The organism is Pelomonas cellulosilytica (genome assembly GCF_021353265.1).
Lineage (GTDB): Bacteria > Pseudomonadota > Gammaproteobacteria > Burkholderiales > Burkholderiaceae_C > Pelomonas > Pelomonas cellulosilytica.
Genome location: NZ_JAJTWU010000002.1, coordinates 440,240 through 460,096, shown reverse-complemented (window position 1 = coordinate 460,096; position 19,857 = coordinate 440,240). Strand labels below are relative to the sequence as shown.

Genomic DNA, 19,857 nt, shown 5'->3' with positions numbered 1-19,857 from the left:
CGCCGCGGCGCTTCGCAAGGCGCCGAGCGTCACTCCACGTCAAGCGTGTACGTCACCGCCTGCGACAGCTCCGGCAGGATGCCGCCGAAGTTCAGCGTGTAGCGGCCTTTCTTCAGCGGGCCCAGGGCAACGTAGAAGCCGTTGCCGGCGGCCAGCGTGTCATCCTCATCGCTGGGGTGGAAGCAGCGCCGCGTCGCCTGTCGGTGGGCCTCCAGGCCCGTGAAGCGCTTGCCGTTGACCTCCAGCACCAGCGCGTCGGGCTTGGGCGTCAGCCGGGCGGCGCGCTGCTTCAGCGACACGCAGCTCTCGTCCTCGTCGTCAGGCTCGAAGGTGACGTAGTTGACGAGCGGGAAGAACAGCGTCTTGCCTGCCGGCACATGGCAGGTGCGGACGGTGCGCGCCGTTCCATACGTGCCGGCCAGGAACCACACGGGCCCGTCCTGGCCACTGGCGCAGTAGCGGCCGTCCGGGTCGGCCACGGGGCTGTCCTCGTCGTCGAAGGACAGCGCCCAGCGCCACCAGCGCTTGGACCATTCCTCCTGTGACACTCCCGCCACGGGCTTGTTGGGCGGGATCAGCGGCGCGGTCTGCGCCGCGGCGGGTCGTGCGATGGTGAGTACCAGGGCAGCGACGACAAAGAGCTTGAAGGGCATGGAATCTCCGGGGGGCGGCCCTGTCAGCCGCCGAACATCATGCGGCGGGCCAGCGCCGTCTTCAGCGGCGTGGCGAACTCCAGGCCGGCCAGCGCCAGGCCACGCAGGCCGGGCAAGCCCGGCAGGCGCCAGGCGAAGCTGCGGGCGAGGAAGTCGGTCGCGGCGATCATCGGCCACCGATCGGGCGCGCGCTGGCGATCGACACGCGCCAGTGCAGCGTCCAAGTCCTGGCCTTGCTCGGCTGCATCGCGCAGCGCGTCCACCAACGCTTGGGCATCGCGCAGGCCCAGGTTCAGGCCCTGGCCGGCCACCGGATGCAGCGTCTGCGCCGCGTTGCCGATGCGCAGCGTGCGGCCCTGCAGCAGCCGCGTCTCGGCGTTCAGCCCGAGCGCAAAGCACTTCAGCGCCGAGATGCCGGTGAGGCGCCCGGCCACGTCTGGCAGCTGCTGCTGGATGACAACCAGGCGCTGCGCATCGGTCAGCGACGCGATGTCGTCCTCGGCCTGGGGCCGGCACCACACCAGCGCGGCGCGCGGGCCTTGCGCGTCGTCGGGCAGCGGCAGCAACGCCAGCGGCCCGTTGCGCGTGAAACGCTCGATGGCCAGGCCCTGCAGCCCCGGCGGCGCCAGGCGCACGCTGCCGACCCAGGCGTTCTGGTGGTAATCACGGCTCAAACGCTTGCGGTCCTGCTCAGCGAAGACGCCGCCCTCGGCCACCACGGCCAGGTCGAAGCGCTCGGCCAGATGGGCGTCGCCGCTGTCCAGCTCCACGCTACCCGGCTCCGTGCGGATGGCGTTCACCGCCGTACCGAAGCGCGTGAACAGCCGCTCGGGCTCACTCGCGGCCACATCCAGCCAGCGCTGCTGCAGCGGCGCCACCAGCGCGCCGTAGGGCAGCACGGCGCCCAGCTGCGGCACGCCGAGGTCCACAGCGCGTAGGTGCACGGCGCCGGCCACCGGCGACGGCGGTGCCTGGCTGACGTGCACCGTGCGGATGGGCTGAGCCACCGCGGGCTGCCAGGCGGACAGCCGTTCCAGCAGCCGCACGCTGCCCAGGTTGAGCGCCAGCGTACGGGCGTCGCCGCTGACGTCACGGTCCAGCGGGCGGGTGTCGAACAGGTGGATTCGCGCCTGCGGCAGCCGCGCGGCGGCCAGCAGGGCGAGCGCGAGGCCGGCAGGGCCCGCGCCGATGACGGCGAGGTTCATGCCCTCAACGATACCCGCCCGCTCCACAGGGGCGACGCGACGGGCTTAAGCTGCGCCGCCTTACCGCCCCACACCGCCACCGCCATGCAATACCGCCGCCTCGGCCGCGCCGGCCTCCAGGTCTCCGAACTGTCCCTGGGCTCCTGGATCACGTACCACAACCAGGTCGACACGAAGGCCGCCACCGAGATGCTGGCCGCCGCGTTCGATGCCGGCGTCAACTTCTTCGACAACGCCGAGGTCTATGCGAATGGCCAAAGCGAGGTCGTCATGGGCCAGGCGCTGAAGGCGCTGGGCTGGAACCGGCTGGACTACATCGTCTCCAGCAAGTTCTTCTGGGGCCTGCAGCGCGATGGCGTAACGACCGTCAACCGCAAGGACACGCTGAACCGCAAGTACCTGATGCAGGCGGTGGACGGGTCACTGAAGCGCCTGCAGCTGGAGCACCTGGACCTGATCTACTGCCACCGGCCCGACCCGCACACGCCCATCGAGGAGACGGTCTGGGCCATCAGCGACATCATCCGCCAGGGCAAGGCACTGTACTGGGGCACCAGCGAGTGGACCGCGGCCGACATCCGCGCGGCGTGGGACATCGCAGAGCGCCACCACCTGCACAAGCCGGTCGTCGAGCAGCCGCAGTACCACCTGTTCCACCGCCAGCGCGTCGAGCAGGAGTATGCGCGGCTCTACGACGACATCGGCCTTGGCCTGACCACGTGGAGCCCGCTGGCCTCCGGCCTGCTGACGGGCAAGTACCGTCAGGGCATCCCCGCCGGCAGCCGTGCAGCGCTGGACAGCATGAGCTGGCTGCGCGAGCAAGTGCAGGACAAGGCCCGCAACGACGCCGTGGGCCAGCTGGCCGGCATTGCCGCCGAATTGGGCTGCAACACCGCGCAGCTCGCCATCGCCTGGATCAACCGCAACCCGCGCGTGTCGACCGTCATCCTCGGGGCCAGCCGACTGGAGCAGTTGCAGGACAACCTGGGTGCACTGGCCGTCACGCCCCGGCTGACGCCCGACGTCGTCGAGCGCATCGACGCGATCACGAAACCGCTGGCGCGCTGAGCCGCCGCATCAACACGGGTCGGGCCCCGTCACCGGCACCCAGATTCGGAAGGTCGTGCCCTCGCCCGGGGCGGACTCGACCTCGATGCGTCCGCCGTGCTTCTGGACGATGGAGAACGACAGCGACAGCCCCAAGCCCGTGCCCTGCCCCACGGGCTTGGTCGTGAAGAAGGGTTCGAAGATGCGGCGCTGCACCTCCGCGCTCATGCCGCAGCCGTTGTCGGCCACCTCCACCCACACCCAGTCGCCATCGTCCTGCGTCCGCATTCCGGTGGTCAGCGTGATGACGCCACGCCGCTCGGCCGGCATGGCATGGACCGCGTTGACGATCAGGTTCATGAACACCTGGTTGAGCTGGCCTGCCAGACAGCGCACCGGAAGCAGCGTGCCGTAGCAGCGTTGCACGTCGGCGCGGTACTTGACCTCGTTCATGACGACGTTCAGCGTGGACTCCAGGCCCGCATTGAGATCCGCGTCCTGCCAGTCGGCATGGTCCACGCGAGAGAAGTCCTTCAGGTCCTGCACGATCTTGCGGACGCGCGACAGCCCATCCTCGCTTTCGGCCAGCAGCGCCGGCAGGTCCTCGGCGATGAACTCCAGGTCCGCTGCCTGCTTCAGCGCCGCTAGCTCGGCATCCAGCGGCGGCCGCTCGCGCGCGGTGTAGGCCTGTGTCAGCGCCAGCAGCTGCTCCACATAGCGGCGCAGCGTGCCGAGGTTGGAATTGACGAAGCCGATCGGGTTGTTGATCTCGTGCGCGACGCCCGCGGCGAGCTGGCCGATGGAGGCCATCTTCTCCGACTGCAGCAGCTGGTTCTGCGCCTCTTCCAGCCGCGCGTTGGTCTCCTTGATGTTGCGGTAGTTGTTGACCAGCTCCTCCTGCGCGCGCATGACCTCGCTCTGATCCTGCAGCAGCCACCACATGCCGGGCGGCCCGTCGCCGGTGTCGGACACATAGGCGATCAGCTGCACCCAGATGCGCCGGCCGGTCCACGTACGCAGCCAGGTCTCGTGGACCAGCGACGTGCCCGAGCGCATCGCGTTGACAGCCATGCGGCCGAGGTCCACGAAGTCGGCTTCGTCCTGGAAGAACTGCCGCGGCGGCAGCGAAGACGGCGGCACGTCGAGCGGCAGCTCCAGGATCTCGGCGAACTTCTTGTTGCTGCGCACGACCTGCAGCTCGCGCGTGGCGACGATCCCCACCGGCGCGTTTTCCAGGAAGGCCTCCAGCTCGTGGTGCGTCAACAGCAGCTCGGCGGTGCGCTGCGCGACGATGGATTCCAGCTCGGCCTGGTGGCGCCGCAGCTGCTCTTCGGCGCGCCGCCGCTGGCTGATGTCCTGCAGCGTCTCGATGGCGCCCATGACCTGGCCGTCCATGCCGCGCAGCGGCGCCGCCGTCACATAGAGCCAGCGGCCGTCCTTGCCCAGCGCCGGGAAGAAGGCCTCGAACGCGTAGCTGTCGGGCAGCAGCGGCGAGCGCTGTAGCGCGGCACCGTAGTGCAGCGGCCCGGCGTCTTCCACGCAGCCTTCCACGATGAGTTCGGCCAACATCGGCCGGGCTTCGGCGTGGAAAGCCCGCCAGGGCTGGTCGCGACCCACCATCTGCTGCGCCGTGAGGCCGGTCAGCTGTGCGCAGGCCGCGTTCCAGTGCGTAACGCGATGATTGCGGTCGAGCACATAGCTGGCCACGGGCCCGTTCTCGACGATCTGCTGCATGACTCGGCCGACTTCCATCAAGCTGTTCTGCACGTGGCGGATGTCGCTCAGGTCCTGGCAGGTCAGCAGCACCAGCGGCGGCAGGTCATCGCCCACGTCCATGCGCCGCGCGGTGATCTCCAGCGAGCGCCGCGTGCCGCTGGCGCTGAGCGCATCGATCTCCAGCGCGGGCAGGGCCTCGGCGCTGGCCAGGCAACGCCGGCCGTAGTCGCGCAGCAGCGGCTGCTGCGACGGCTCCGCCCAGGCCTCAGGGGCCAACAGCATCAGCGCGTCGGCCGGCTGGCCGAGCAGGCGCAGCATCGCGTCGTTGGCGAAGACGATACGGTCACCGTCATGGGCCAGCAGCGCCGCACTGACCGCCTCCAACGCCGGTCGCAGCGCGGACGGCAGCGGCGGCAGCAGCGGCGGCTCGACGCGGGCGTTCATGGCTAGTGGCCTTCGGCGCCCAAGGGCTCCAGCACGTAGGCACCGTCCTCGCTCCACTGCACGCGGGTCAGTCCGGGCTCCAGGCGCTCCAGGCGGCGGCACTCAGCCTCCTGTGGTGTCAGCTCTCCCAGCACCAGCCGCTGGCGTTCGGCCATCAGCGCCGTGTCCAGGCTCCGGCGGTGCTCCTCCAGCTGCTCGTGGACCGCAGCCAGCAGCTCGGGCTCGTTCCACGGTTTCGACAGGAACTGCGCGATGCGGGCTGAGTTGATGGCGTCCGCGAGCGCGTCGAAATCAGCGTAGGCCGACAGCATCATCCGGCGGCAGTCGGGCTGCCGTTCGCGCAAGCGTGCGAGGAACTGCGCGCCGTTCATCGTCGGCATGCGGAAGTCGCTGATCGCGAGATCGTAGGCGTGCTCGTCGGCATGCGCCAGCGCGACGACGGGGTCCGTGAACGCATCGATGTGCAACGCGGACCACAAGCCGTCGGCCGTGCCCCGACGCAACGCACGGCGCAGGGCGGACAGGACGTGGGGTTCGTCGTCGACGAGGAGCAGGCGGGGCGTGTTCATGGCAGGGCTGGTCTTTCTTGGCTCTTGGTCTCAGATGGCGGGGGCCAGGTCGGTGCGGATGAAGAAGCGGATGTCAAGGCGCTCGCGCTGCACGAGGTCGCACAGAGTCTTGATGACGACGGCGTCGAACCGGTAGCCCTTGGACAGCAGCAGCGTGCCGCGCGGACTGGTGAGGTCGCGGCCCATCACCATGCCGGGCTTCAGCGACTCGACGTCCAGCTCCACCATCGGCGGCTCGGCAGCGACGTCGTCGGCCATCACCTGCCGGAACGCGTCGATCAGCACCGGCGAGTAATGCGCGCCCACGGTGGCCTCGATGGCCGCCTGGGCCTCGGCCGGTGCGTAGCGCTTCTCGCCCAGGCGGCCGGCGATGAGGCTCTCGTAAGTGGCCGCCAGGCCGATGAGCTGGGCCTGCAGCGGCACGTCGTTGCCGGTCAGCCCGTCGGGGTAGCCGCGGCCATCCAGGCGCTCCTGGTGCTGACGCACGAGGCGGGCGACGTTGCGCAGGTCGTTCAGCGGCATCAGCGCCGCCTCAGCCAGCAACGGGTGGCGGCAGTAGCGCTGGCGCTCGTCGTCACGCATCGCCGAGAACGGCGTGCGCAGCATGCGGTCGGGCAGACCGATCTTGCCGATCTCGCACAGCAGGCCGGCCGCGTAGCAGTCGCGCTGCTGGATGTCGCTCATGCCCAGCTTCAGGGCCAGCCGCTGGGCCAACTGGCCGACCTTCTCGGAATAGCCCGGCAGGCTGCCTTCGCGCAGCTCCAGCAGGCCGGCGAACACCTTGATGGACAGCAGGAAGTTGGTCTGCAGCTGCTCGTAGGCCTTGCCCAGCATCAGGTTGACCTGCGACAGCTCGGCAGTGCGCGAGGCCACGCGCTTCTCGAGTTCGCCATTGGCGCGTTCGAGCTGGTGGTTGACGTCGTCGAGACGGTCGTTGACGGTCTGCAGTTCGGCATTGGCCGTCTGCAGCTGCATGTTCTGCTCGGCCACGCGCTGGTGCAGCGCCTCGTTCTCGCGCTCCAGTCGGCGCCGCTCCAGGCCCTCACGCACGGCCAGCAGCAGCTCCTGGTCGTCCCAGGGCTTGGGGATGTAGCGCTGGATTTCGCCGAGGTTGATCGCCGCAATCGTGGAGCCGATGTCGGCATAGCCGGTCAGCAGCAGGCGGGCGATCTCGGGATGGCGCTCGCGCACCGCCGCCAACAACTGCGCACCGTCCATGCCGGGCATGCGCATGTCCGACAGCACCAGGTCCACGTCCTCCTGCGCCAGGATCTCCAGCGCTGCGCTTCCGCTCTCGGCCATCAGCACACGGTGGCCCAGCGGGCGGAACAGCCGCCGCAGCGCGCTAAGGATGGACGGCTCGTCGTCCACGAACAGCAGCGTGCCGGTCGCGGGCAGAGATGCGGGCTGTGCGGGGTTGAGAACGGACGAGGCAGTCATGGCAGACCTCCATCGGACCCAACACATGTCTAACAACCGGGTCCTTGATTAGCAGTCTGCCTTAATTTGATACAAATGATATGTTTGAATTCGTCAAATTCACCCAAAGCGTTGACTTCGTCACGCAACGACTTGCAGCCGCCGCGCCGACATCGCGGGAGTTTTGCCATTCCCGCCGACGGGGCCGGTAGCGGCACCGCCCTGGCCCGAGAATGCCGGGATGCGGCTGCCCCTGAGAACGTCCATCACCGCCCTGCTGCTAGCGTGGAGCCTGGCCACGTCCGCCGTCGTGCCGCGCTTCGAGCTCATCGGCGAACCGGGCGCCGTGCGGGATAACGTCGTTTCTGCACTGGCACTGGATGACCGCGGCATGCTGTGGGCCGGCTCGCCGGAGGGTGTGCTGCGCTTCGACGGGTATGCCTTCCGCCGCTACCCGCTGGCCGCGCCCGACGGCACGCTGCTGCCCGAACAGTTCGTGCGCTCGCTGCTGCCCGACCCCCGCGGCTGGATCTGGGTAGCGGCCGGCAACGCCGGCCTCGTGCGCATGGACGTGGCGTCCGGCCGCTGGGACCGCTGGGCCCGTGACGGCCACTCGGCCGACGACACGGCGCCTTCTGCCAACACGGTGCGCACGCTCGCACTGGAGAAGGACGGCACGTTGTGGATCGGCGGCAGCGTCGGGCTGGACCGCTTCGACGTGGCCACGCAGCGCTTCACCCACCATCGCGGCAAGGAGGACGGCCTGCCGGACCCGCGCGTGCAAACGCTGCTGGTCGACCGCCAGGGCGTGCTGTGGATCGGCACCTGGCGCGGCCTCGCGCGCAAGGCGCCCGACGGCCCGATCGAGACGCTGGACGTGGGCCTGTCGGACCAGCTCGTCACGCTGCTAGCCGAAACACTGGACGGCCGCGTCATCGCCGGCACGGCGCAAGGCCAGTTGCGCGCGCTGTCACCCGCCGGGCAGGCGCTGCCGTTCAATGCCGGCAGCCGCGGCGGCGACGCCAGCGGCGTCTGGCCCGTCATGGCCATGGCCCAGCCGGACGGCGACGAACTGTGGTTCGGCGATGCCTCGGGCCTGTCGCGGCGCCGCGCCAGCGACGGCGCACTCATCGAACGTCTGCCCGCCAGCGGCGGCGGCGCCACCGCACCGCGCAGCGACGTGCGCGCTCTGGTCCGCGACCCGTCCGGCACCGTCTGGGCCGGCAGCTACGGCGGCGGGCTGATGCGCCATGTGCCGTCGCTGCCGGGCCTGTCCATGGTGCGCGAGGCGCTGGGCCCGGCAGCACTGGACGTGCGCAGCGTGCTGCAGCTGAAGAACGGCGAAGTGTGGCTCGGCACGCTGGCCGGCGGCATCGAGCGCCGGGATGGCCAGCTGCAGCCCATCGCGCTCATCGCCCCCTCGGAGCCAGGCAAGGGCGGCCTGCCGTCCGGTCGGGTCAACGCGCTGAGCCAGACGACCGACGGCTCAGTCTGGGTCGCCATCGACACGCAGCTGCTGCGCCTGGACACGCAGGGCCGCTTCAAGGAGTCCCTGCGCATCGGCAACGCGGTGCCAAGGCGCCTGCATGCCACCGACGACGGCGCGCTGTGGATGGCCACACTGGACGGCCTGCAACGCTGGCGTCCGGGCCAGACGCAGACGCGCCCGGTCGTCACCGCCGGCCTCGTCGGCGGCACCGGCGAGGTCAACGCCTTCGCGAGCCTGCCCGACGGCAGCCTGTGGGCCGGCGGCGCCGCCGGGCTGCTGCGCATCGCCCGGCCCGGCGCGGATGAGCCCGTGGCCGAGTGGGTGGAGTCCACCGGCCTCACCGGCCAGACGGTGCTCGGCATGGCTGTAGACCCGCGCGGCCAGCTGTGGGTGGACACCGGCACCGGGCTGCACCGCCTCGTCCAGAGCCAGGGCGCCAAGGCGAAGTTCGAGCCGGTCCCCGCGTCGGAAGCGGGCGGCGCGTTCGGCGCCAACCTGCTGTTCGACAAGCACGGGCGCATCTGGTCGCAACGCAACATGTTCGACCCGACGAGCGGCGAGCACCGCGAGCTCAGCGCCGCCGACGGCGCCGACCTCGGCACCGGCTGGTTCCGCGCCTACGCGCAGCTCAACGACGGCCGCATGCTGTTCGGCGGCGCGCGCGGCCTGCTGATCATCGATCCCGATCGCTTCTCGCCGTGGGGCTACAAGCCGCCGCTGATCGCCTCTGAATTGCGCGTGGACGGTGAGGAACGCCCGCTTCCCACGGGCGACAGCCCGCTGCTACTGGCGCCGGGCGAGCGTGCGTTCAGTCTGGCCTTCGCGTCGCTGGACTACAGCCAGCCCAGCCGCAACCGCTACCGTTACCGGCTCGAAGGCCTGGACCACGGCTGGATCGAGGTCGGCGCGCTGAGCCGCACGGCCACCTACACCAACCTCGCGCCCGGCCACTACAGGCTGCACGTGCAGGGCAGCAACCGCGATGGCGCCTGGGGCGCCAACGAGCTGGTCATCGACGTGGACGTGCGCGCGGCCTGGTGGCAGACGCGCTGGGTGCAGGCTCTGGCCGTGCTCGCGGCGCTGGGGCTGGTGGCCGGCATCGTGCGCATGCGCACGCGGCTGCTGCTGCGCCGCCAGCATGCACTGGAGGTGCGTGTGCGCGAGCGCACGGAGGCTCTGGAGGCCGCCACGGCGGCGCTGACGGCCAAGTCCGCCGAGCTGGAAGAAGCCAGCCTCACAGACCCGCTGACCGGCCTACGCAACCGCCGCTTCCTGGACCGCCAGATGCCCGCCGACGTGGCGCTGGCCGTGCGCCACTACGAGCCGCTCACGCACCACCCGAGCCTAGCCGGCAGCGAGCAGGATCTGCTGTTCTTCCTGATCGACATCGACCACTTCAAGCGCATCAACGACGCGCACGGCCACATGGCCGGCGACGCCGTGCTGACGCAGATGCGCGGCAGGCTGGAACAGGTCTTCCGCGCCAGCGACTACCTCGTGCGCTGGGGCGGCGAGGAGTTCCTCATCGTCGCCCGCGGCACGCCGCGCGGCAGCGCCGCCGAGCTGGCCGAGCGCGCCCGCCATGCCGTCTCGGCCCAGCCGTTCGAGCTGGACGGCGGCTACCGGCTGTCGCTGAGCTGCTCGGTGGGCTTCTGCGCCTTCCCGCTGTGCACGCAGCTGCCGGCCGCCATCGACTGGCACGTCGCCATCGATTTGGCCGACGCAGCGCTGTATGAGGCCAAGGATCTCGGTCGCAATGCCTGGGTGGGCCTGCTAGGCGCCGAGGCCGCCGGCGAGCGCCAGCTGCGCGAGGACGCGCGGCTGCGGCTGGACGAGTGGGTCGAGACAGGCCGGCTGTTGCTGACGACGTCGACCGCCGCACGCCTCACGACACCGTTGTAGCCGCCCAGCCGAACGGCGCCGGCAGCGCCGCTAGGATGCGTTCGCGCAGCGACGCGTAGGCGGCGTCCACCGGCTGGCCCGGCTGCGGCGCGAGCGGGTCCCGGTGGCTGCCGAAGGCCTCGTCCAGCTCGGCCCAGTCGTCGGCGGTCAGCACCTCCGCCGCCCGCGGCAGCACCTCGGTCTCCTCGCGCCGCATGTGGCGCAGGTAGCGGGCGGAGTACACCTGCAGCTGCTGCTCGAACTTGTCGCGCCGGCAGTCGCCCATCTGCTCCCAGGCCAGCAGGCTGTGCTGCAGCTCGCGCACGGCGCGCTCGCCCTGCGCGTGGTCGGCCTCCAGGTCGTCCAGCGTGTCGCGCAGCTGCGGCACGCGGGCGCGCAGTTTCGGGAACAGCAGCTCGCTTTCCTTTTTGTGATGCAGCCGTTCTGGAAATTCGTCGACATAGAAGAGCATCGCCCGCAGTGCCTCGAAGCCCGGCGACGTCCCATGCAGGCGCTGCGCCTGTACCAACAACGGAACCGTCCGCAGCATCGAGGCCAGCGCTTCGTGCTCTGCGCGGATGACGCGCAGCGACAAAGGCGTGGGGCTCGGCAGCATCCGCCAAGCGTCGCGCAGCAACGACGGACGCGCCTTGCGCTGGATCAAGTCCGTCATGACCTGCTCCGTAGAATCCCGTGCTTTGCCCCACCCCCAGAAGGAAGCCCTGGCCATGACCGCAACGACCGCCTCCCCCACCCTCATGGCCAATGCCATCCGCGCGCTGGCCATGGACGCCGTGCAGGCCGCCAATTCCGGCCACCCGGGCGCCCCGATGGGCATGGCGGACATAGGCGTGGCGCTGTGGGCGCGTCACCTGAAGCACAACCCGGCCAACCCGCTGTGGGCCGACCGCGACCGCTTCGTGCTCAGCAACGGCCATGGCTCGATGCTGATCTACGCGCTGCTGCACCTGACGGGCTATGACCTGCCCATCGAGGAACTGCGCAACTTCCGCCAGATGCACAGCAAGACGCCGGGCCACCCCGAGGTGGGCATCACCGCCGGCATCGAGACGACGACCGGCCCGCTGGGCCAGGGCGTCACGAATGCGGTGGGCTTGGCGCTGGCCGAGAAGCTGTTGGCGCGCGACTTCAACCGCGACGGCCACGAGATCGTCAACCACCACACCTATGTTTTCCTGGGCGACGGCTGCCTGATGGAAGGCATCAGCCACGAGGCTGCCGCGCTGGCCGGCGCGTGGAAGCTGAACAAGCTGATCGCCGTCTACGACGACAACGGGATCTCCATCGACGGCCAGGTGGCACCCTGGTTCGCGGACGACACCGCCAAGCGCTTCGAGGCCTACGGCTGGAACGTCGTGGGCCCTGTGGACGGCCATGACATTGACGCCGTCGACAAGGCCATCGCCAAGGCCCGCAAGAGCACCGACAAGCCCACGCTCGTCATCGCCAAGACGCACATCGGCAAGGGCAGCCCCAACCGCGCCAACACCAGCAAGGCGCACGGCGAGCCGCTGGGCGCCGAAGAGATCAAGCTGACGCGCGCGGCCCTCGGCTGGGAACACGAGCCCTTCAGCGTGCCAGCCGAGGTGTACGCCGCGTGGGACGCCAAGGCCGCTGGCGAGAAGGCCGAGGCCGAGTGGGACGCCCGCTTCGACGCCTATGCCCAAGCCCATCCCGAGCTCGCCGCCGAGTTCCAGCGCCGCATGGCCGGCGTGCTGCCCGAGAACTTCCCGCAGATCGCCGTGGACGCCGTCGTCAAGGCCCACGCCGAGGCGCAGACCGTCGCCAGCCGCAAGGCCAGCCAGTTGGCTCTCGAAGCCTTCACGCTGGCCTTGCCCGAGATGCTCGGCGGCAGCGCCGACCTGACCGGCTCCAACTTGACCAACACGTCCAGCACGCCCAACCTGCGCTTCGACGACAAGGGTCAGCCCAACGCCGGCCGCCACATCAACTACGGCGTGCGCGAGTTCGGCATGGCGGCCATCATGAACGGCATCGCGCTGCATGGCGGCTTCATCCCCTACGGCGGCACCTTCCTGACGTTCAGCGACTACAGCCGCAACGCCATCCGCATGGCCGCGTTGATGAAGGCCCGCGTCATCCACGTGATGACGCACGACTCCATCGGCCTCGGCGAAGACGGCCCGACGCACCAGTCCATCGAGCATGTCGCCAGCCTGCGCCTGATCCCCGGTCTGGACGTCTGGCGCCCGGGCGACACGACGGAGACGGTCGTGGCCTGGACGATGGCACTGGGCAACGCACAGCGGCCGAGCCTGCTCGCACTGTCCCGCCAGAACCTGACCTACTCGCCCAAGACCAACGTCGACGAGATCGCCAAGGGTGCCTACGTGCTGGCCGAGCCCGCCAAGGGCAAGGCCAAGGCCGTCATCATCGCGACCGGCTCCGAGGTGCAGCTGGCGATGGCCGCCAAGGCGCTGCTGGCGGAGGAAGGCATCAAAGTGCGCGTCGTTTCCATGCCCTGCACCAACGTCTTCGACCGCCAGGACAAGGACTACAAGAAGCACGTGCTGCCCAAGGGCCTGCCGCGCGTGGCAGTGGAGATGGGCGTCAGCGACTTCTGGTGGAAGTACGGCGTTGACGCCGTCGTCGGCATCGACACCTTCGGTGAATCAGCCCCGGCCGGCGTGCTGTTCAAGCACTTCGGCTTCACGCCGGAAAACGTCGCGGCGACTGTCAAGGCCGTGCTGAAGAAGAAGTAAGTCGAAGCTGCGCTACAAACGAGCCCTGTCATCACGAACAGGGAGTTCGACATGCGCAGCACGCTCATTGCGGCGGTGCTGGGTCTGTGCGCCCTCGGCGCGCTCGCTCAGTCCGCCATGGACGATCGAAGCGGCGAGACCACGCTGGCCTGCCTGCAAAGGCCCGCGGCCCCCAAGTACCCCGAGAACGCACTGGAGCGCCGCACCAGCGGTTTCTATCGGATGCAGCTTCGCTTTACCGAAGCGAAACGCGCGCCGGAAGTGCAGGTGCTTTTCGCCGCCGGCTCCGCGGAACTGCAGGACGAGGCGGAGCAGTACGCCAAGCAGTTCCGCCTGCCCTGCCTGCAGCCCGGCAGCACCGTTGCCTTGCTGCAGGAAATCAACTTCCGAGCGATCAGCGACGGCGGCATCGACGCCCCGACGCCGGTGAACCTGCCGCAGCCGCCCAGCTCCCGCTTCTTGCAATGCCTGCGCACGCCGCCCGACGCCCCGCGACTCAACGATGCCGTGCAGCTGCAGGCCTTCAAGCGCGAGTTGAAGAACGGCAACCTCGTCGCTGAGCTCACCTTCACGGCGCCGGACCAGCCGCCGCAGGCCAAGGTCGTGTACGACACGCTCAACCGGCGACATCGCGACGACATCCTGAGATACGTCGAAGAGTACCGCGTGCCCTGCATGGAGGCCGGCCAGCGCTTCGCGATGCAGCAGACCTTTCAGGTCAACTTCGACAACAACCGCAACTTCGTTTTCAAGGACACGGGTCTCGTGAACTTCCTCGGCCAGGTCAAGGATCTGGAGGCTCGCCCCGTGAATTTCCAACTGGACACGATGGGCTGCCCATTCCGTCTGCACTTCCGTCTCGGACGCCCTGCCATTGAGAACACGGTGACCGAAAGCGGCGAACGCAATCCGAACCGGCGCGCTTTCATCGCCTGGCTGGAACAGCTGGAACTTGCACTCACGCGCGAACAGTTCGAGAACCTGCTGGGCGCCGAGATGTTCATCGACGTGCCCTGCGGCATCATCAAGCTGGGCTGAGCGTCTCGCGTCGGTCCGGTGGGCCTTCTTTGACCTGCTGCAACGTCGCACACCCCGCGCCGCGGCATGCTGTCCGCCCATGCCGCACAGGCTGAAATCGCCCTGAAACCCCCTGTGCCACGGATCGCCGAGAATCGGCGATCCGTGCGGTTTTTTCCATCCCTCCAGGAGACTCTCCAATGACCATCAAGATCGGCATCAACGGCTTCGGCCGCATCGGGCGCATGGTGTTCCGTGCCGCTGTCGCGAACTTCAAGGACGTCGAAGTCGTCGCGATCAACGACCTGCTCGAGCCGGATTACCTCGCCTACATGCTCAAGTACGACAGCGTGCACGGCAAGTTCGAGGGCGACGTGGCCGTCGACGGCAACACACTGGTGGTCAACGGCAAGAAGATCCGCCTGACCGCCATCAAGGACCCGTCCGAGCTGAAGTGGGCCGAGGCTGGCGCCGACATCGTCATCGAGTCCACTGGCATCTTCCTGGACAAGGCCGGCGGCGAGAAGCACCTGGCCGCGGGCGCCAAGAAGGTCATCTTCTCGGCCCCGTCCAAGGACGACACGCCGATGTTCGTCTACGGCGTGAACCACACCAAGTACGCCGGCGAAGCCATCATCTCCAACGCCTCGTGCACGACCAATTGCCTGGCCCCGCTGGCCAAGGTGCTGAACGACAAGTGGGGCATCAAGCGCGGCCTGATGACCACCGTGCACGCTGCCACCGCGACGCAGAAGACCGTGGACGGCCCGAGCAACAAGGACTGGCGCGGCGGCCGCGGCATCCTGGAGAACATCATCCCCAGCAGCACCGGCGCCGCCAAGGCCGTCGGCAAGGTCATCCCCGAGCTGAACAAGAAGCTCACCGGTATGAGCTTCCGCGTGCCGACGTCCGACGTGTCGGTCGTGGACCTGACCGTCGAGCTGCTGAAGGACGCAACCTATGACGAGATCTGCGCCGAGATGAAGGCGCAGAGCGAAGGCGCGCTGAAGGGCGTGCTGGGCTACACGACGGAGAAGGTCGTGGCGACCGACTTCCGCGGCGACCCGCGCACCTCCATCTTCGACGCCGACGCCGGCATCGCGCTGGACGGCACCTTCGTCAAGCTGGTGTCCTGGTACGACAACGAGTGGGGCTACTCGAACAAGGTGCTCGAAATGGCCCGCGTGGTCGCAGGCTGATCCGGCTTCACCGCATCATTAGGAAAGGGCGCCTCGGCGCCCTTTCTGCTTGTTGGGGCGGGCACCCCTGCACGCCGCCCCGCCGTCTCAGAACAGCAGCTGCAGCGCCACCCCGAGGCCGACCGACACCAGCAGCAGCACGATGCTCACGCGGCCGGCAGCGGCCGGCACAGCGCCAGGCGCGCGGCCCGTCACCATGGCCTGCAGCAGCGGGCGCCTGAGCCACAGTCCGTAGACGGCAATGGCCAGCACATGCAGGCCGAGCCACGCGTACAACGCCTTGGCCGCGAACTTGTGCCAGCCGGTCAGCCTGAGGCTGGTGTCTTCATCGACCCAGCCGGACCACGGCCCGGTGAAGCTGATCTCGTCGTTGCCGAACAGCCCGGTGCCCACCTGGAGCAGCAGCAGCACCAGCACGGCCAGCACCGACAGCGCGCCGAGCGGGTTGTGGCCATGGCCCTGCCAGCGCCCCTGCAGATAGGCCCACACGCGCGACGGCGTGGGCAGGAACTGACGGAAGCGCGCATACCGCGTGCCCCACAGACCCCACGTCAACCGGAACACCAGCAGCCCCGCGATAGCCTGCCCAGCGCGGCCGTGCCAGGCCATCCACGGCCCGCCGGCCAGACCGGTGGCGATGGCTGCGCTGACGAGCACCACCAGCGCCCAGTGGAAGACCCGCAGCGGCAGGTCCCACACCAGCACGCGCGGCAGCGCGGCCACGGCGGAGGGCTTCACCCGATGCGGCGCTCGAGGCGCTGCCACCGCGGCCGCGTCGAGCGGCCCGGTGTCCAGCGTCGCCTCAAGGCTGGCCGGCTGCTGCGACATTCGCGCCTCCTTGTGCCGCGGCACGCGGCTGCGGCGGCTGGATGTGCGCCACGGCCTTGCCGCCTTCGTTCTCGTAGTCCTCGCTGCCGGTGGCGCCGACAACCTTGTAGCCCTTCTCGGCCAACAGGTCGCCGGCGCGGCCGGCACGTTGCGCGTGGTTGGACACGGTCAGGATGACGCGGTCCCTGGGCAGATAGCCAAGCTGCTTCTCCAGCTGGTTGTTCTGGATGTTGAGGAACACGGGGAAGCTGCCGTACTTGATGAGTTCGTCCGGACGGCGCAGATCCAGCACCAGCAGCTTGTCGGGCTGGGCCAGCAGCGCGTCGACCTCGGCGGCATTCAGGCGCCTGGTCTTGTACTTCCATTCGGCGGCCGCCGCCGAGGCGGCCGCGGCGGGTGGCGTCTGTGCATGGGCCAGCGTGGCGAGGCTGAGCAAAGCAGCGATGGCGACGGTATGGAGGGACTTCATGGCGTGGGGGCTTGAGGAATGAGTGATCGACGCCCGCAACTGCGCAGCTTCCGTGCCAGCTGCGGTGCGGCCAGAAACGCGTCGCCGCCCACCAAACTGCGCCTCGAGCAGCAGCACCTGCTGCGCTGCTGTTGATGGCGCAACAGTGGCGCGGCCGAGCCGGGCGCTCGGAGCTGCCGCCGGCCGCGCCAGGCGGCGGGACAACCCCGCAAGACCTCGCCACAGCCCCCTTGCCAACGAGAAACGCAGCAGCTTAGACGCCGGGCGCATTGGGCACGCTCCCTGCAAACAAGGCACCGGCACATCTACTGCGCTCACGCCAACCATGACCACAAAACATCTCTTCCGCCGGCGTCCGCTGGCGGCGCTCATCGCCACCCTCGCCGCGGGCAGCGCCTTGGCCCAAGAAGCCGCTGTGCCGGCTGCCGCAGCCGACGAGACCCAGGCCCTCGGCGCCGTCACCGTACGCAGCCGCAACCGCATCGAGAAGCTGCAGGACGTGCCGCTGTCGATCTCGGTCGTGCAGGGCGCCGAGCTGGACCGCCTGGGTGCCGTCGGCATCGACGACATCACCAAACGTGCTGCCAACGTCAGCTGGAACCTGGGCAACCAGCGCACGAGCAGCATCTCCATTCGCGGCATCGGCAAGATCGGCCAGACCGAGGCGCAGGACCCGAGCGTGGGCATCATCGTGGACGGCGTCTCCTACGCTTACAACGCCCTCACGTCGAGCTTCGACTTCGTCGATATCGACACCGTCGAGGTCACGCGCGGCCCGCAGGGCACGCTGCTGGGCAAGAACGCCAGCGTCGGCAACATCATCTTCACGACCAAGCGGCCCAGCTTCACACCCACGGCGGACTTCACGCTGGGCTTCCGCCAGCGCGATGGCGTCTTCGCCACTGCGGCCATCGGTGGCCCCATCGTCGATGGACTCGTGGCCTGGCGCGGAACCTTCTCGGCCAATCGCGGCGCCGGCGACATCAAGAACCCCTACAACCGCGACATCAGCTACACGAACACCGACCGCGTGTCGGGCCGCGTGCAGTTCCTCGTCACGCCATCGGCGGACTTCAAGGCGCGCTTCGCCTTCGACCTCCAGCCCCGCGCGGGCGAGACCACCAACGGTCGCAGCTTCCCCGTCGTCAACCCGCCGACGACCTACTCCAACGGCGCGCCCATCACGACGCTCACGAACGAGCAACGACTGGCGCGCCGCTGGTTCACGGACAACACTGGCTACACGTTGTCCGACTACCAGAACACGCTGACCACCGACTCCGTGCGCGGGCTCGTCACCGGAAGCTCCGGCGCCACGGCCGACCTGAGCTGGCAGGTGGCCGGCCACACGCTGACCTCCATCACCGCCTACAAGCGCTACCACTTCAACGCGGTGAACGACGACGCCACGCCCTTCGACGTCTACCGCAATGCCGGCGGCTTCTGGAACGACTACTGGCAGGCCTCGCAGGAGCTGCGTCTGACGTCGGCCACGGGCGGCTTCGTGGACTACCAGGCGGGCCTCTACTTCATCAAGGTCGACAACCAGGTCGACTACCGCCGCTGGTGGGGCAACGACGCCGGCGCCTGGTTCGCCACCACCGCGCAATACAACCGGCTGGATGCCAATGGCGCGGGCCGCGACCTGCTGCGCAACAGCCTGGCCAACGTGAAGGCCTCGTTCAACAGCCCGACCGGCGTGCAGGACATCCGCAACCAGAGCGCCGCCATCTTTGCGCAGGCCAACTGGCACCTGAGCGATACGCTGACGCTGACGACTGGCCTGCGCCTGACGAACGAGGACCGCCGCAACGCCGGCACCAGCCGCATCAGCAGCGACGGCAGCGCACCGGAGCTGAACCCGTCCATCGTCAACGGCGTGCTGCTGGGCGGCTTCGACAGCTACCTCAACACCGGCTCGGCCAAATGGGTGAAGAACGGCATCGTCGTGGCCGCCGGCACGCCGGGCGCGGTGCAGGCGGCTGCCGGCACGTCCGCCGCCCCCACCGTGACGTTGACGACCGACACCACCGACGCGACCCGTTCCGCCAGCGCGCTGGCTGCGGCCGACAAGGCGGCCGCCAAGTACTTCGGCGCCGCCAACTGGGCCGCGCTGACCGTGGCCCAGCAGCGCCAGCTGGCCGACGCCCAGGCCATCCGCAAGACCGCGGTGGGTGTGCTGTTCCCCAACGCCGAGGCCGAGCCGTTCAAGAAGACGCAGCCGGCCTGGGTGCTGAGCCCGAGCTACAAGTTCAACACGGACCTCACCGGCTACGCATCGCTGCAGCATGGCGAGAAGGCCGGCATTGCGCAGTTCGTCAACGGCGTCTCCGCGCTGGTGAAGCCGGAGAAGACCGACAGCGTCGAGATCGGCTTCAAGTCCGCACTGTTCAAGAAGACGCTGATCTTCAACGCCGATGTCTTCCTGACCCGCATCAAGAACTACCAGCAGAGCGTGCGCGTGCTGGACGCCTACACGACACAGCTCAACAACGACGGCACGTCCTACTACACCAGCGCCACGGGCAGCGTGCCGAAGGTCGAGGTCAAAGGGCTCGAGATCGACGGCGTCTACGGCGGCATCCAGAACCTGACGGTGCGCTTCTCGGCGGCGTACAACGACGCGAAGTACAAGTCCTTCCCGAACGCGGCCCAGCGCACGGAAGACAACTACCCCGGCGCCACGCCTTACACCGACCTCAGCGGCAAGCCGTTGGCCGGCTCGGCCAAATACACCGGCAATGTGGGCGTGGACTACCGCCAGCCGGTGTGGGGCGACAAGGAAATCAACTACACGGCCAACGCCGCGTTCTCCTCGTCGTTCTATTCGGACGTGGGCCTGTCGGCCTACTCCATCGTGCCCAAGAGCACGACGGTCGATGCGGGCATCGGCTTCGGCACGCGCAACAAGAACTTCAACGTGACGCTGCTGGTGAAGAACCTGTTCAACGACGACACGGTGCGCTCCATCTCCAGCACGAGCTATTCGCCGGCACTGCCGCGCAGCGTGGGCATTCAGTTCATGGCCAAGCTCTGACGCCATGTGCAGGGCAGCGCTGTTGAGCGCGCAACAGCAACTCAACAGCGCTGCTGTCCCAGGTGCAAAACAGCTCGCTGCAGACGGCCTTTCCACCGCTCATCCACTGGCGCAGTTTTTGCGCTGACCGCTTCAGTACC

The 19,857-nt window shown here is 68.8% G+C and carries 14 protein-coding genes; 6 read left to right on the top strand and 8 right to left on the bottom strand.

What is annotated here, in order from left to right:
* Window positions 1–29: 29 nt before the first annotated feature.
* A complete protein-coding gene (locus LXT13_RS06015; RefSeq protein WP_233370790.1) occupies window positions 30–653 on the bottom strand; it encodes a hypothetical protein in 624 nt (207 codons plus the stop codon).
* Window positions 654–676: 23 nt separating this feature from the next.
* Window positions 677–1,858, bottom strand: coding sequence for an FAD-dependent monooxygenase (locus LXT13_RS06010; RefSeq protein ID WP_233370788.1), 1,182 nt, complete (start codon window positions 1,856–1,858; stop codon window positions 677–679).
* Between the two features lie 84 nt (window positions 1,859–1,942).
* Between LXT13_RS06010 and LXT13_RS06005 the strand changes: the two genes are divergently transcribed.
* Window positions 1,943–2,926 (top strand): potassium channel beta subunit family protein, encoded by a 984-nt coding sequence (locus tag LXT13_RS06005; protein WP_233370787.1) that lies wholly within the window; start codon window positions 1,943–1,945, stop codon window positions 2,924–2,926.
* Between the two features lie 9 nt (window positions 2,927–2,935).
* Here the strand turns inward: LXT13_RS06005 and LXT13_RS05995 are convergent, their stop codons facing one another.
* The 3 genes from LXT13_RS05995 to LXT13_RS05985 are packed head-to-tail and all read right to left on the bottom strand — an operon-like array spanning window position 2,936 to window position 7,074.
* Window positions 2,936–5,065 carry an ATP-binding protein gene (locus LXT13_RS05995; protein WP_304622800.1) on the bottom strand — a complete coding sequence of 710 codons (2,130 nt, stop codon included), beginning with the start codon at window positions 5,063–5,065 and terminating at the stop codon, window positions 2,936–2,938.
* 2 nt (window positions 5,066–5,067) lie between these two features.
* On the bottom strand, window positions 5,068–5,634 hold the full coding sequence (locus tag LXT13_RS05990; protein WP_233370786.1) for a response regulator: 567 nt from the start codon (window positions 5,632–5,634) through the stop codon (window positions 5,068–5,070).
* Window positions 5,635–5,664: 30 nt separating this feature from the next.
* Window positions 5,665–7,074: an HD domain-containing phosphohydrolase gene (locus LXT13_RS05985; RefSeq protein ID WP_233370784.1), complete on the bottom strand. Its 1,410-nt coding sequence runs from the start codon at window positions 7,072–7,074 to the stop codon at window positions 5,665–5,667.
* A gap of 220 nt (window positions 7,075–7,294) precedes the next feature.
* Here LXT13_RS05985 and LXT13_RS05980 point away from each other — a divergent pair, with 220 nt between their 5' ends.
* Window positions 7,295–10,444, top strand: a complete 3,150-nt coding sequence (locus tag LXT13_RS05980; RefSeq protein ID WP_233370783.1) for a ligand-binding sensor domain-containing diguanylate cyclase — start codon at window positions 7,295–7,297, stop codon at window positions 10,442–10,444.
* Here LXT13_RS05980 and LXT13_RS05975 read toward each other — a convergent pair.
* On the bottom strand, window positions 10,428–11,096 hold the full coding sequence (locus tag LXT13_RS05975; protein WP_233370782.1) for a hemerythrin domain-containing protein: 669 nt from the start codon (window positions 11,094–11,096) through the stop codon (window positions 10,428–10,430). The genes LXT13_RS05980 and LXT13_RS05975 overlap by 17 nt on opposite strands.
* Window positions 11,097–11,151: 55 nt before the next feature.
* Between LXT13_RS05975 and tkt the strand changes: the two genes are divergently transcribed.
* The 3 genes from tkt (at window position 11,152) to gap (ending at window position 15,383) form a co-directional block, all read left to right on the top strand.
* On the top strand, window positions 11,152–13,167 hold the full coding sequence (gene tkt, locus LXT13_RS05970) for a transketolase (RefSeq protein ID WP_233370781.1): 2,016 nt from the start codon (window positions 11,152–11,154) through the stop codon (window positions 13,165–13,167).
* A 51-nt stretch (window positions 13,168–13,218) separates the two neighbouring features.
* Window positions 13,219–14,205: a hypothetical protein gene (locus tag LXT13_RS05965; RefSeq protein WP_233370779.1), complete on the top strand. Its 987-nt coding sequence runs from the start codon at window positions 13,219–13,221 to the stop codon at window positions 14,203–14,205.
* Between the two features lie 179 nt (window positions 14,206–14,384).
* A complete protein-coding gene (gene gap / locus LXT13_RS05960; protein ID WP_233370777.1) occupies window positions 14,385–15,383 on the top strand; it encodes a type I glyceraldehyde-3-phosphate dehydrogenase in 999 nt (332 codons plus the stop codon).
* An 87-nt stretch (window positions 15,384–15,470) separates the two neighbouring features.
* Here the strand turns inward: gap and LXT13_RS05955 are convergent, their stop codons facing one another.
* Both LXT13_RS05955 and LXT13_RS05950 read right to left on the bottom strand, forming a co-directional pair.
* Window positions 15,471–16,211 carry a cytochrome b/b6 domain-containing protein gene (locus tag LXT13_RS05955; protein WP_233370775.1) on the bottom strand — a complete coding sequence of 247 codons (741 nt, stop codon included), beginning with the start codon at window positions 16,209–16,211 and terminating at the stop codon, window positions 15,471–15,473.
* Entirely contained in the window at window positions 16,186–16,680 is a 495-nt protein-coding gene (locus tag LXT13_RS05950; protein ID WP_233370774.1) for a rhodanese-like domain-containing protein, read from the bottom strand. Before LXT13_RS05950 ends, LXT13_RS05955 begins: the two co-directional genes overlap by 26 nt.
* A 325-nt stretch (window positions 16,681–17,005) precedes the next feature.
* On the opposite strand from LXT13_RS05950, the gene LXT13_RS05945 reads away from it, so the two are divergent.
* On the top strand, window positions 17,006–19,717 hold the full coding sequence (locus tag LXT13_RS05945; RefSeq protein ID WP_233370773.1) for a TonB-dependent receptor: 2,712 nt from the start codon (window positions 17,006–17,008) through the stop codon (window positions 19,715–19,717).
* Window positions 19,718–19,857 lie beyond the last annotated feature (140 nt).